17 protein-coding genes and 1 pseudogene are annotated in these 13,156 nt (G+C 40.8%); 9 read left to right on the top strand and 9 right to left on the bottom strand.

Going from position 1 to position 13,156, the window contains the following annotated elements:
- Positions 1-41 precede the first annotated feature (41 nt).
- Positions 42-374 carry a single-stranded DNA-binding protein gene (locus MKO06_RS06170; protein WP_241549778.1) on the bottom strand — a complete coding sequence of 111 codons (333 nt, stop codon included), beginning with the start codon at positions 372-374 and terminating at the stop codon, positions 42-44.
- A 233-nt stretch (positions 375-607) separates the two neighbouring features.
- On the opposite strand from MKO06_RS06170, the gene MKO06_RS06165 reads away from it, so the two are divergent.
- The 6 genes from MKO06_RS06165 to MKO06_RS06140 all read left to right on the top strand — a co-directional run bounded on the left by MKO06_RS06165 (position 608) and on the right by MKO06_RS06140 (position 4,193).
- Positions 608-1,780 carry an alpha/beta hydrolase-fold protein gene (locus tag MKO06_RS06165; protein ID WP_241549777.1) on the top strand — a complete coding sequence of 391 codons (1,173 nt, stop codon included), beginning with the start codon at positions 608-610 and terminating at the stop codon, positions 1,778-1,780.
- Positions 1,781-1,988: 208 nt separating this feature from the next.
- Positions 1,989-2,348 carry a VOC family protein gene (locus MKO06_RS06160; RefSeq protein WP_241549776.1) on the top strand — a complete coding sequence of 120 codons (360 nt, stop codon included), beginning with the start codon at positions 1,989-1,991 and terminating at the stop codon, positions 2,346-2,348.
- A 4-nt stretch (positions 2,349-2,352) separates the two neighbouring features.
- Complete coding sequence (locus MKO06_RS06155; protein ID WP_241549775.1) at positions 2,353-2,976, top strand: class I SAM-dependent methyltransferase; 624 nt, start codon at positions 2,353-2,355, stop codon at positions 2,974-2,976.
- Positions 2,973-3,284: an antibiotic biosynthesis monooxygenase family protein gene (locus MKO06_RS06150; RefSeq protein WP_241549774.1), complete on the top strand. Its 312-nt coding sequence runs from the start codon at positions 2,973-2,975 to the stop codon at positions 3,282-3,284. The genes MKO06_RS06155 and MKO06_RS06150 overlap by 4 nt, the downstream gene beginning before the upstream one ends.
- Before the next feature lie 92 nt (positions 3,285-3,376).
- Positions 3,377-3,724 (top strand): hypothetical protein, encoded by a 348-nt coding sequence (locus MKO06_RS06145; RefSeq protein ID WP_241549773.1) that lies wholly within the window; start codon positions 3,377-3,379, stop codon positions 3,722-3,724.
- A gap of 79 nt (positions 3,725-3,803) precedes the next feature.
- Positions 3,804-4,193 (top strand): DUF4174 domain-containing protein, encoded by a 390-nt coding sequence (locus tag MKO06_RS06140; RefSeq protein WP_241549772.1) that lies wholly within the window; start codon positions 3,804-3,806, stop codon positions 4,191-4,193.
- Here MKO06_RS06140 and MKO06_RS06135 read toward each other — a convergent pair whose 3' ends face one another.
- On the bottom strand, positions 4,194-4,889 hold the full coding sequence (locus tag MKO06_RS06135; RefSeq protein ID WP_241549771.1) for a CPBP family intramembrane glutamic endopeptidase: 696 nt from the start codon (positions 4,887-4,889) through the stop codon (positions 4,194-4,196). It abuts the gene before it with no gap.
- A gap of 151 nt (positions 4,890-5,040) precedes the next feature.
- Here MKO06_RS06135 and MKO06_RS17160 point away from each other — a divergent pair.
- Positions 5,041-5,226: pseudogene (locus MKO06_RS17160) on the top strand (helix-turn-helix domain-containing protein); the annotation flags it as partial.
- A gap of 17 nt (positions 5,227-5,243) precedes the next feature.
- Here MKO06_RS17160 and MKO06_RS06130 read toward each other — a convergent pair.
- Positions 5,244-5,477 carry a hypothetical protein gene (locus tag MKO06_RS06130; RefSeq protein WP_241549770.1) on the bottom strand — a complete coding sequence of 78 codons (234 nt, stop codon included), beginning with the start codon at positions 5,475-5,477 and terminating at the stop codon, positions 5,244-5,246.
- A gap of 37 nt (positions 5,478-5,514) precedes the next feature.
- Positions 5,515-5,982, bottom strand: coding sequence for a CBS domain-containing protein (locus MKO06_RS06125; RefSeq protein WP_241549769.1), 468 nt, complete (start codon positions 5,980-5,982; stop codon positions 5,515-5,517).
- 122 nt (positions 5,983-6,104) lie between these two features.
- On the opposite strand from MKO06_RS06125, the gene MKO06_RS06120 reads away from it, so the two are divergent.
- Positions 6,105-8,423: a M20/M25/M40 family metallo-hydrolase gene (locus MKO06_RS06120; RefSeq protein ID WP_241549768.1), complete on the top strand. Its 2,319-nt coding sequence runs from the start codon at positions 6,105-6,107 to the stop codon at positions 8,421-8,423.
- A gap of 4 nt (positions 8,424-8,427) precedes the next feature.
- Positions 8,428-9,234 carry an NAD-dependent epimerase/dehydratase family protein gene (locus MKO06_RS06115; protein WP_241549767.1) on the top strand — a complete coding sequence of 269 codons (807 nt, stop codon included), beginning with the start codon at positions 8,428-8,430 and terminating at the stop codon, positions 9,232-9,234.
- A 28-nt stretch (positions 9,235-9,262) separates the two neighbouring features.
- Here MKO06_RS06115 and MKO06_RS06110 read toward each other — a convergent pair whose 3' ends face one another.
- The 5 genes from MKO06_RS06110 to MKO06_RS06090 form a co-directional block, all read right to left on the bottom strand.
- Positions 9,263-9,991, bottom strand: a complete 729-nt coding sequence (locus tag MKO06_RS06110) for a hypothetical protein (protein WP_241549766.1) — start codon at positions 9,989-9,991, stop codon at positions 9,263-9,265.
- 70 nt (positions 9,992-10,061) lie between these two features.
- The gene (gene hflX / locus MKO06_RS06105; protein WP_241549765.1) at positions 10,062-11,285 is read right to left on the bottom strand and encodes a GTPase HflX; all 1,224 of its coding nucleotides are present in this window, start codon (positions 11,283-11,285) and stop codon (positions 10,062-10,064) included.
- Between the two features lie 120 nt (positions 11,286-11,405).
- Complete coding sequence (locus MKO06_RS06100) at positions 11,406-12,305, bottom strand: DUF3078 domain-containing protein (protein ID WP_241549764.1); 900 nt, start codon at positions 12,303-12,305, stop codon at positions 11,406-11,408.
- 2 nt (positions 12,306-12,307) lie between these two features.
- Positions 12,308-12,820 carry a DUF2480 family protein gene (locus MKO06_RS06095; protein ID WP_241549763.1) on the bottom strand — a complete coding sequence of 171 codons (513 nt, stop codon included), beginning with the start codon at positions 12,818-12,820 and terminating at the stop codon, positions 12,308-12,310.
- 12 nt (positions 12,821-12,832) lie between these two features.
- On the bottom strand, positions 12,833-13,156 hold the full coding sequence (locus tag MKO06_RS06090) for an iron-sulfur cluster assembly protein (protein ID WP_241549762.1): 324 nt from the start codon (positions 13,154-13,156) through the stop codon (positions 12,833-12,835).

Here is a 13,156-nt window from a genome sequence, read left to right as displayed (position 1 = left end):
CTCCGCTAAATGGAGGGTTTCTATTTATAAATCATCATCAATTACTTGCCTAATAGCAGGAGCTCGTTGCATACCACTTCAGTGATATATCGTTTTTGCCCGTCTTTGTCTTCATAGCTTCGGGTAGTCAGTTTCCCTTCTATCCCTACTTCTTTTCCCTTTGGAACATAATTTTCCACGATCTCGGCTGTTTTACCCCAGGCTACGATATTGTGCCATTGAGTGTTGGTGATCTTCTCCCCTTTTTGATTTTTATAGATCTCATTAGTGGCGATTGAAAACTTGGCCAGTTTCTTTCCTGATTCAAGATTCACGATTTCCGGATCATTACCTACATGTCCGATCAATTGTACTGAGTTTCTTAAAGTGCTCATAACTATAGAATTTATTGCAGTTGAAAATCATTCGTTCATTTCAACAGGACAAATATGCTACAGTTCATCAGGCATAGTTGTATAAAAAATATTTGTATGTGTTTACTTTCGTTTGTAAACGTTTGTAAATAAATAAACCACCGTAAATCAAAGCGTCAATTAGAATTCAAGGATTTAACTTAAATTGGATTACCGTTTAAAAATCAGTTAGCAGACGTTTAGAAATCAGAAGAATGTATAAAAATTTCATTGTAATACTGCTTTTGGTAGTAGGTATTCATCAGGTAAAATCTCAGGAAACAGGACAAATTGTAATTGGTAGCATTCATTCAATTAAGTCTGATATTCTGAATGAAGACAGAGAATACTGGATTAGTCTTCCTGATTCCTATCATGATAAAGAATCGTCCTATAAAAAATATCCCGTACTAATCGTACTTGATGGAAATTCACACTTTAAATCTATATCAGGAATCGTAAACTACATGAGTTCTGATGTATATAGAAACTGGAAAATTCCGGAGATGATCGTAGTCGGTATCCAAAATGTTGATAGAAGAAGGGATTACACACCAGATAAAATCATTACAGTTAGAGAAAATAATACAGGCGGTGGAGATAAGTTTCTAGGCTTTCTGGAAGAAGAACTAATACCTCAGCTGGATCAAAACTATAGGACTGAACCCTATCGCATACTTTTCGGGCATTCTTTAGGCGGATTATTGGCTACCCATACTTATATGAAAGAAAATACCATTTTCAATTCATTTATTGCGGTTGATCCAAGTTTTGGGACATGGGATTCAGAAACCATGGACAAGAAGTTAGATTCAGTGACTGAACAATCTTTTGAACGCTTCATTTATATAGCCACGGCCAATTGGGGAAAAAGAAATATCAGAAATCGTGATAGGCATATACGATTCTATGAGTCACTGAACAGTAAATCCAAGGATGAATTACCGGCGAAATTAGAATATTTCGAAAAAGAAGACCACAGTTCAGTCCCAATCATTGCATTTCATAATGGAATATCTGAAATTTTTGCAGGATACGGGATTTCCTATCGCGATTTGGAAAACATGGAGCAATTAACCCAACAATTTTATACCCTTTCCAAGCGCCTATCCTGGGATTTTCTACCCCCAGAGAATCTTGTAAACCAATTAGGTTATAAATTGCTACAAAGCGGTAAGGATAAAGAGAAATCTGATGCTGTAGAATTGTTTTCTCTGAATGTAAAAAATTACCCTGAATCCCCTAATTCCTATGATAGCCTGGGAGAAGCTTATGAGGAAATGGGTAATACCCAAAAAGCGATCGAAAATTATAAAAAATCTCTTGAATTAAATCCAGGTAATGAGCATGCCAAAATGAAAATAACAAAATTGATGAAGAGCAAATAAATTACATTTCAGAAAACCGGTTGATCTTAAATTACGTCTATTGTGAGGAAAGTGTAATGCAACCAATTCAAAGAATAGATTACCGGCAATTGTATTTATCTACTCCCCTGTATCGCATGAAGCGAGACGCTTAAGGAATAAATAAGATTTATCCATACCCAAATTCTTATGGTGTATACAAGGATAATTACAAATCAGTGAAATAAAAATGGTAGAATTTCTCGAAATATCGCCAGTGCTACCAAGCCAGGACATAGACCGCGATGTAAAATGGTATCAGGAAAAGCTGGGCTTTAAACTTCTTCATAAAGATTCCAAGTACGCGGTGATTCGAAGAGCAAATATCTGTATTCACCTTCAATGGCATGCAGATACAGAAGAGGATCCGCTTCTGGGAGGTTCGGTCATTAAGATCTTTGTAAAAAATCTGATGCCCATTTTTGAAGAGCTTGTAGAACGCAAAACGATCAAAAAGGAGAAACTACGTTTAAACACCGCATGGAAGACCAACGAATTTGGCCTTTATGATCTTAATAATAATTCGATTTTCTTTGTAGAAGATATTTAGGAAAATGAATATTGAAAAAGCATACGACCAATGGTCTTCTCAATATGATACTAATAAGAACAAGACCCGCGACCTGGATAAACTGGTAACCGTAAAATGTCTTGAAAAACTGAAATTTGATTCTGTTCTTGAACTCGGCTGCGGAACCGGGAAAAATACCGGGTGGTTGCAGACCAAAGCTTCCAATATCCTGGCCGTAGATTTTTCAGAAGAAATGCTTTCTATTGCAAAAAAGAAGGTATTACATGAAAATGTAAATTTTCAAAAAGCCGATATTACTAAGAAATGGGATTGGACTTCAGAAAAATTTGACCTGGTGACCTGCAACCTTATCCTTGAACATATCGAGGATCTGCAGTTTGTTTATGACCAGGCCTTTTCAAAACTTAAGCATGGCGGACATTTCTTTATTTCAGAATTACATCCATTCAAACAATACCTGGGAACCAAAGCAAGGTTTGAATCGGATGCTGGTAAAATTGAGCTGCGAACCTTTACGCACCATGTTTCAGAATTTACAGAAACAGGCAAAAAAGCCGGATTTCAACTCACGGAATTAAGGGAATATTTCGACGAGGATCAAAACAAACCACCAAGAATACTCAGCCTTTTATTTAAAAAACCATGATCGCACAAACTCCGAATCCACCTTATTATGCCGTCATCTTTACTTCTGTTCTAAAAACAGAACATCCCGGTTATGAAGAAATGGCCTTAAAAATGGAAGAACTGGCCAGTGAGCAGCCAGGTTACCTGGGGATCGAATCGGCCAGATCTGGAATTGGTATCAGCGTTTCTTACTGGAAAGACCTGGAAAGCATCAAAAACTGGAAAAACCATTCAGAGCATCTCCTGGCACAGGAACTTGGAAAAACAAAATGGTATAGAAGTTATTCATTAAGAATCAGCAAGGTAGAAAGGGATTATTCCATTTAAACAAATCAACCTTTTCTCAACTTTTAAAAATTATATGTAACTTATTGATCTTTAATTACTGATCTAATTCCCTACACAAAAATCTTTCGATCATGGAAAAAGCATGTCCGGAATGCGGGGAAAAACTACGTGGCCGTACCGATAAGAAATTCTGCAGCGACTACTGCCGGAATAACTATCACAATAAATTGAACAAGGAAAGCACCAACCTGGTGCGCAATATCAACAATTCCCTTCGGCGGAATCACCGCATCCTGGAAGAATTGAATCCAAATGGAAAAACCTCGGTTCCCAGAAGTAAATTATTATCCAGCGGATTTGATTTTGAATATTTCACCAGCATTTATACTACTAAGACAGGTAACCGTTATTTTTTTGTTTATGACCAGGGATACCTTCCGCTGGAAAATGATTTTTATGCCCTGGTAAAAAGGAATTAGCATTTCTTTTGGTCGATCTTACCAGCCTGATTTGTATCTTTTTGATATGAGATTTTTCACCTTATTATGTTGTTTGATTATGAGCCAGTCTATTTTTTCCCAGTCCCTGGATGAGTATCAATGGAAGAACAGGCTTGTGCTGGTCTTTACGGAAGAAGCTGAAAATACCTTACTTCAGAAACAGGTAAAACTTTTTAAGCAGAAGCAGGAAGAATTCAAAGAACGTAAACTGAAATTGATCCATATCATTCCAGGGAAACAGCTAGAACTTTTCCCAGCCCAAACTGCATGGCAGGACTCCGAATTATTTCAGCAAAAAAAGAAAGATTCCGACTTTGAAATTGTCCTGATTGGCCTTGACGGAGGCGCAAAATTTAGAGAAACAAAGATCGTACAACCCAAGGAAATTTTCGACCTCATAGATTCCATGCCCATGAGGCAGCCCGAAATGCGACGGAAAAACAATTAATTAAACTGCTATTGGGATTTTTCTGTTCCTCTTCAAAAAGTAGAAATATAGAAGCACGATCCCAGGTAAAATGAACAATTGAAGCAGGAAGACCAAAAGGGAGATTAATCCTTCCAATTCATTTTGAGTGGTAATTAGTAGCAATTGATCCCCAAATGGACCCTGCGAGAAAATAACGATAGAAACAAAATTCCATCCAAAATGGAGGCTTACTGGAAGATATAAGGAGCCGGTTAAATTATAAGCATATCCAAATATGATCCCCGCGATTCCGGTTAAAAGGAAGACCGTTAACATTTGTCCATAATTTCCCAGGATCTCGTAGCTGAACCAGTGAAAGATCCCGAAGCTAATCGCAGAAATAAGGATACCAGTTCTTGTCCCTAGGTATTTCATCAATAAATACAACAATATCCCTCTCCAAACCAGTTCTTCGAACAGGACCGACCTAAGCGTCCAAAAGCATGCACCCAGCATTTCTGAAAAACCATAGTTAGGATTGAATTCCCAATCGGCCTTCAGCAACCATAAACATGCGCCGTAGTAGATAAACCCGGCCAGGGAAGCAAAACCAAAACCCGCCACGAAATGCAACAGTCTTCTCCGCGTTGGTTTTACTCCCAGCACCGAAGATTCTGTTTTTGTGAACTTAATAAGTAACCAGGTTCCGAGTAGGCAAATTATGATAGCAAGCATCCTTGACATTTTCAACCAAAATTAGGCTTTTATATAGAGGTTTTTTTCGCTAAAAATGTAGTGAAGCCTGAATGTCGTAAGCCCAACTGGGATAAATATTATTAAAGAAGCCACTATGCTTTATTATTCTTAATTTTATCTTCACAGGCCGATGTCACTGGAATGTCGTAAGAATGGCGTAAGGAAAAGATTAAAATTTTCAACAGAATTGAATCTGGAAAAAGAAGAAATAGCCGAAAAAGTAAAAAAATCGCGACAAGCAAAAGGACTTACCCAGGCCGCACTTGGGGAGAAGACAGGTCTTAGCCTGAGGTCAATTCAGCGAATAGAAAATGGCGAAGTTTCTCCACGCGCCTATTCCTTAAATAAATTATCAGAAGTACTGGAGACTTCATTCAGACCGGAACCAGCAATAAAATCTAAAACAAAGACTTCAAATTTTGCCAGTAAGCTGATACTTTCCGTCGGCAGTATCCTACTGATCGTTCTAGGGTCAATGGCCTTCTTATCCCAGTCGGTTTCCTTCCCCGAGACTGCATTTGAACTTCTGCTATTTTGGTTCATGATCATCCTCGCACTAACCATCATTCAGCTATTAATCTGGAAAAGACAGAAGAAAGAATGTTTAATGGTTCCAGGTATTAGAGCGCAATCTTACAGCTGCTTTCAATACATCCCGCTGACTGATCTGCCCGATCAGCTTTCCGTTTTCTACGATTGGAAACCTACGGAATTTGAGCTCGGTAAAGCGGTTAGCGGCTTCCAGCACATTCATATTTCCATCTATGGTCACTACATTGGTATTCATACGTTTACCAACGGTAAGGTCGGTCATGGGCATATTGTAATAACGACTGTCTGAAATTTGTTTCATACAATCTCCTTCAGAGATCATTCCCAGTAATTCATTGTTTTCGTTAACGATACAACCTCCGGAAATACCATGTTTTATAAGTTTTTCCATCACGTCCATGATGTTTTCATGTTCGCGAAAGGTCACCAGGTCTTTCGCCATATAATCTTTAACTGAAATTGGTACTTCTGCAGGTTTTTCAGGCTCTGCCCTTTTTCCCATAAAACTTTTAATACCCATAGCTTACTATTTTGATTCCTAACTACTTAAATATACAATTTTTTGAACGATTGGTCAGAGATTAAAAATCTTTCATCAAAAATTTAAAAACTTGGTTAACTTTAAGATTTTTGAACCCACCTATGAACAACAAGTTTACCGGCCTCATAGCCTTTTTGCTCATTATCATACTGGTATGGATAAATTTCAATTTCAACCAGCCTCCTTCCGAACCCGACCAGGATAAAGCCCTAACCGAATTCTCACTTTCCCGTGCCAAAGAACATGTGAAAGCCATAGCCAAAGAGCCCCATTACCTGGGAAGTCCTGCCCACAGCCAGGTTCGCAATTATATAGTAGATCAGTTACAGCAAATGGGGCTGGTGGTTCAAACACAGGAAGCTTATAACCTGAACGCTGCCGGGATCCTTACCAAACCTCAGAATATTTTATCCAGAATAGAAGGTAGTGAAGGGAAGGATGCCCTGGTATTGATGACTCATTACGATTCCCAGCCGCATTCTTCCTATGGAGCAAGTGATGCAGGAAGCGGCGTGGCTACCATACTGGAGGGAATTCGAGCTTTCCTGGAAACCAATAATACACCCAAAAACGACATTATCCTGCTTTTTACAGATGCGGAAGAACTGGGCCTGAATGGCGCCGATTTGTTTATAAAAGATCATCCCTGGGCAGCAGATGTAAGGCTCGCTCTGAACTTTGAAGCCCGGGGCAGTGGTGGTACGCCTTATATGCTCCTGGAGACGAATGGCAAAAATGCCCGGCTTATCGAGGCTTTTAAGGAAGCCGGCGTATCCTACCCTGTTACCAATTCGTTGTATTACAGTATTTATAAAATGCTTCCTAACGATACTGATCTAACTGTTCTACGTGAAAAAGCCGATATCAACGGCTACAATTTTGCCTTTATAGACGATCATTTCGATTATCATACCGCCAACGATACGCCTGAAAATTTAGATGATGTGAGTCTTGCCCACCAGGGAACTTACCTGATGCCATTGCTGAACTATTTCAGCGATATCAACCTGGATCAGCTCTCAAGCGACCGTGACCTGATCTATTTGAATCTCCCATTCGGCGGACTCATCAGCTATCCCTTTGACTGGATCATGCCTATGCTTATTCTTGCCATCCTTATATTCCTTGGGCTGGTTGTATACGGCTTCAAAAAGAAAAGCCTTGAAATCATGGAAGTGATCTGGGGTTTCGTTCCCATGTTAATGAGCGTGTTGTTTTCAGGTTTGCTGGTTTGGGCCTTTTGGAAATTCTGCTTATTCATTTACCCTGAATATTCCGAAATGGAACATGGCTTTACTTATAACGGCTACTGGTATATCCCCATCGCAATATTCCTGGCTTTGACCAGCAGCTTCTTTTTCTATCACCTGGTAAGGAAAAAGACCCGGGGAGCATCGGCCTTTGTTGCTCCTCTCCTGCTCTGGCTGCTCATCTGTTCGCTTCTGGCGGTTTTTCTTGAGGGAGCTTCCTACCTTATCATTCCGGTTTATTTCGGGTTACTACAATTGTTCATCATGATACGCCTGGACCATCCTAACCGTATCCTGATGGTGTTCCTGTCATCACCGGCAATATTCGTTTTATTAAGCCTCATTTACAGCCTGCCAGTCGCACTGGGATTAAAAATGCTATTTGTAACGGCCATGCTTACCAGCCTTCTGTTCCTGTTCTTTCTTCCGGTTTTCACTTATTTCAGAAAACTGAAATTATTTGCGATCCTTTGCTTTCTTACGTTTAATGTGTTAGTCTTTATCGCCCATTTCTATAATGATTTTAATGCTGAAAGGCCTAAACCCAACAGCCTGGTCTACCTGCAGGATCTGGACGATAATTACGCCAGGTGGTATTCGTATGACAATTTGATCGATTCCTGGACCTCAAACTATTTTGGTGAGGACCCCGTGAAAAGCACTAATGGGGAATCAAATTTCAGCAGTAAATACGGAAGCAACTTCACCTATAGTAGTGAAGCGCCCATGATAGATCTGCCTGAGCCTTTTATCGAGCTAAAAAAACAGGAAAGCGATACTACAGAAAACCAGTGGTATTCCTTAAAGATCGCCCCGAACAGGCCAATGAATCGATTGGAACTTTATGAAACCAGAAACATCGATTTCCAGGATTTCAGGGTAAATTCGCTGGAAGCCGGCGATATTTATTTGGGTGACAATCGCTTTCATATGTTCAAAAGAAGGTGGAGAGAAAGGCTGCTCACCTATTATGCCGATAACCGGGATACGCTCAGGATAGAATTCAGCATCGAAAAGGGAGAGAAGCCGGAATTCGTGCTTTATGAATCGGCTTACGATCTGCTGAAAAATGAAGAACTGAAGGTGCCTGAAAGGACCGAAGAGATGATCCCAAGGCCTTTTGTGCTTAATGATGCTACGATTTTGAAAAAGACGATAAAATTAAATTAGAAGAATGAAAATTGGGATTTTAGGTTGTGGATGGTTAGGAATGGAACTGGGCAAAAGGCTTAGGGAAGTCAATCATGAAGTGAGAGGGTCGGTGACCAGAAGAGATGGTTTGAACGAGCTTCGAAACGCAGGGATCATTCCCTACCTCATCAAGCTTTTTGAAAGTGGCATACAGGGAGATATCACTTCATTTTTATCGGGAGTTGAAGTGTTAGTGATAGATATCCCTCCGGGCTTGCGCAAAAATCCCGATCTGGATTTCGTTAAAAAGATCAGCAACCTGGTTCCATATATTGAAAGATGCCGCGTTAACAGGGTGATCTTTACCAGTTCTACTTCGGTCTACCAGGACAGCACGGAGTTTCCTGTCTATACTGAAGAAGCTGAAACCGATAACTCCAGTAAGACTGCCATTCAGCTGCATAATGCCGAACTGGTTCTACTCAACAACAAAAATTTCCAAGCTTCTGTGCTAAGATTTGGCGGACTCATTGGTCCGCATCGCCACCCGGTAAAATATCTGTCCGGGCGTAAGGATATTAAGGATCCGAAGGCACGGATCAACCTGGTGCACCAGGAAGACTGTATCAATGCTATTCTGAAGCTTATCGACCTTAAAAATGATAATTCGGTATGGAACCTGGTCTATCCCGAACATCCTGAAAAGGAAGTTTACTATACCAAAATCGCCCGCGAAAAAGGGTTGCCCGAACCTCAATTCGATCACTCCACACCTTCAAAGGGCAAGAAGATATGTTCCAAAAAGATAATGGCCGAACTCAAATTCGAATTCAGCCATTCTATCTATTAAAAAAGACCCTCGAAAGGGCCTTAATATGTTATTGATTTCCGAGGTAAGCGGCGGCATAAGGCGACCAGATCTCGTACATGGGTTCACCTTTTGAACTTTTGCCTGAGTGATGCCATTCGCCATCCTTCACTTCAAAATCGAAACCAAGGCTGGCTCCAACCCGACTGTCATCTCGTGAGAAAAACTGGATATTTTCGGTGTATTTTCCATTTTCTGCGGAATAAGTACCTCCTCCGGTTCCCATGAATTCCCCGGTAGCCGAATTAAAGGCTACCCATTGAAAGCGGTCACCAGCAAGGATCTTGATGGTTCTTCGGTCACCAGGCGTAGATCTTCTCATTTCTCCATTTCGCTGTCTCCCGGTGATCACCCAGTTTCCGGTAAGTTCATTTTTGTTGTCAGACACCCTTTCCCAAACCTGCAATTCCTTTACGTTATTGATCTTTATCCGGTCATCACCTTCCCAGGTAAGTTTCGGATCAATATCTACCCCAACCAGGTCTTTATTCATGGTATGGAAATCGATGGTTTCGGTATAATCACCCGAATCATATTCACCTCCCTGGGCCCAGAGAAAAGCGTTGTTTTCGGTCTTTTTAGCCCCTTCAGCAAAATACCCGTCCTGGTAGATGCGAATCACTTCCTTATCTGTGATCTCCCGGCCGTTCTCTTCAACAAGCTTCCAGGATCCCTCCAGGGATTGGGCAAAAATGCCCGTAGTAAATAGAAATATCGCAATTAAAATATAACTCTTCATAATTTATACATATTGGTTGCTTTTAAATTTAGGAAGAATCTATACAATTAGCTGTTAAGGCTTTATTAAGCTACTCCTTCTGTTCTCCGTATTTATCGTATTCCGGGTACAGGAAGTTGTTATAAGGAAAACGGGTAATATGGATCTCTCGTACGGCTTCATATACCTTCTTGCGGAAATCTTCCAGGTTATCCTTATTTAAAGCCGAAATGAAAAGCACATTTTCACCCATTCTGTTCATCCATGTCTTTTTCCATTCCTTAAGGCTGTAGTGCGCCGAAGTTCGCTCGGTCATCAGGTCGTCTTCATCCAGCTTTTCAGGTTTATAGGCATCGATCTTATTGAATACCATAATGGTTGGTTTACCCAACGCCTCGATCTCGGTAAGGATCTGGTTCACGGAGTCTATATGATCTTCAAAATTAGGATGGGAAATATCCACTACATGTAAAAGCAGATCGGCTTCCCGAACCTCGTCCAGGGTAGATTTGAAGGATTCTACCAGCTGGGTAGGAAGTTTTCGAATGAATCCAACCGTATCAGTCAGCAAAAATGGCAAATTTCGTATCACCACTTTACGAACGGTGGTATCAAGGGTCGCGAACAGTTTATTTTCAGCAAATACATCGCTTTTGCTCACCACGTTCATAAGGGTTGATTTTCCAACATTGGTATATCCAACCAGCGCCACACGAACCAACTGGCCGCGATTCCCGCGCTGCACTTCCATTTGTTTATCGATGGTCGCAAGCTTTTTCTTAAGCAGGGATATCTTATCCCGAACGATCCTACGGTCGGTTTCGATCTCGGTTTCACCGGGACCACGCATTCCAATACCACCACGTTGTCTTTCCAGGTGAGTCCACATTCCCGCAAGTCGTGGCAGTAAATATTCATATTGAGCCAGTTCTACCTGGGTTCTTGCGTAACTGGTCTTGGCTCGCTGTGCGAAAATATCCAGGATCAACCCGGTCCTGTCAAGAATTTTTACTTTCAGGATCTTTTCAACGTTCTTTTGCTGGGCCGGTGATAATTCATCATCAAAAATAACCGCTCCTATATCGTTCTCCTTGACGAATTCACGCACCTCTTCCATCTTCCCGGTGCCGATAAAGGTCTTGGGATTGGGCACATCCATCTTCTGGGAAAAGCGTTTGATCACTTCACCCCCGGCAGTATAGGTGAGGAATTCCAGCTCGTCCAGGTATTCCTCTAGTTTATCTTCATCCTGTTCCCGGGTTACAATTCCGATAAGAACAGCTCTTTCAAAGGATAAATCGGTTTTTTCAATCATAAATACAAAGGTAATCAATACATTACTTCAGCCTTAAAGCAGGCCAGACTTCAACAAAAATTTAACTGAAAAAAGGCCCGCAGATCCCTGCGAGCCTTTTCAGAATATATTTTTTTATTTTTAGAACCCGAAATTGATCCCAAGTCCAAATACTTCCCTGATCTGGAAAGCTCCAACTGCATTATCGTCATAGATCGCCTGGAAAACCAGGTTAGCCGAAAGATAATCGTTTATGCCCATGTCTACATTCAGCAGGTAGTCAATATCGATATTCCCGGGTTTATCCAGGTAATTTGAATACAGGTTAAGCGTATGCTCCATCATCACGTTCTGAAGGATCTCATACTGAAGGTATCCGCTTAGAGACGCACCAAGCTCAAATCGCATGGATTTACCCTCGTCTACTCCAAAATATTCGCCATCAACATAGCCAGGACGTGTGGTAAAATCCTTACTTACAAAGATGAACCTCGCTGTAGCCGGCGCAAAATTCAGCACAAAATTATCACCTCTTTTATACATAAGTCCAGGACCGGTTTGCAGGTAAGCCGGGGACATAAAATCGGAGATTTCGGTTCTGATGGTCTCTCCGGTTTCAGCGTCTTCACTGAAATTATAACCCTTATCGAACTGGGTTCGGAAATTCAGGAAATAAGACCAGTAGTAATTAGATTCCTTGATCTGTTTCCCGGCGATGGAAGTCAATTCCAGTCGGTCACTGGTCTTACGGGTATACTCATCATCTTTTAACTTGGTAAGCCCGTAATCTGCAAAGATCATGTTGTTCCAGGTAAAATCGTCTTTTTTGTAGTTGAACTTATAATTGATGGAAAGGTTACCAGCGATACTGGATACACCCCCGCCTGTCCATTCATCATTAAAGGCAGACTGGTTGAAAAGCAACTGGACGTTACCTTCGGTTCTCCAGCCGTCTGGGATTGTATCATTCGCTTCTTCCTGTGAAAAGGCTATCCCGGAAGTCATTAAGACCGCGACAGCAAAAAGTAAAATTTTCTTCATACTTAATTTTTTGGTTGTTTAAACAAAGGAACTGATGAACATGCTTCGCCATACATCAGGCTTTTCACAACAGGCTGGAGCTTTTTAATAAGGAAAATATACGCATTTTTTGGAACTGGCTTATTTGAACAACCCTTAATAATTACCGGTTTGTCTTTTAAAGCCTCTACATCAAGACGATCTATCACCTCCTGGAATAAATGACTTTCCAGGTTTTCCAGATCCCCGATCACGACCTTAGCTGCATAAGGCTCCAAATAAGTCGCAATTAGCATATAGGCCCAGGCCGGAACAATAGCATCTGTTAAACAATCCAACGCCACGAACTGATCTTTATACTGAGACCAGTCATGATTTTTGGCCTGTTCTCTAAAATCCTTTTCCTTTAGAACAAAGCCCTCCAGAAGCCATTCACTTATATCAAAAACAAACCTTTGACCTTTTGGATAATAGTCTTCAAGGTTAAAGGTTATTAGCTTACTTTGAGCGACCCTGTTAACGATCTCTTCTGCCATAATTCTGTTTAATTATAATAATCCAAGCTCCAGTTTTGCACCTTCGCTCATCAAATCCTGGCTCCATGGCGGATCGAAGGTTATTTCCACTTCGGCATCCTTAACCATATCCAGGGATTTTACTTTTTCTTCCACTTCTAGGGGAAGGCTCTCGGCAACCGGACAGTTAGGTGTGGTTAGGGTCATTAAGATCTTTACATCATAATCTGTACTTACCATCACGTCATAAATAAGCCCAAGCTCATATATGTCAACTGGTATTTCCGGGTCATAAATGGTCTTTAAAACCTTTACGATCTTTTCACCAAGTTCCTGAGTATCTATTTCCTGTTCCAT

It is taken from the genome of Christiangramia oceanisediminis, from assembly GCF_022570735.2.
GTDB lineage: Bacteria > Bacteroidota > Bacteroidia > Flavobacteriales > Flavobacteriaceae > Christiangramia > Christiangramia oceanisediminis.
The sequence above is the reverse complement of the archived record's forward strand: the minus strand, read 5'-3'. Positions and strand labels throughout refer to the sequence as shown.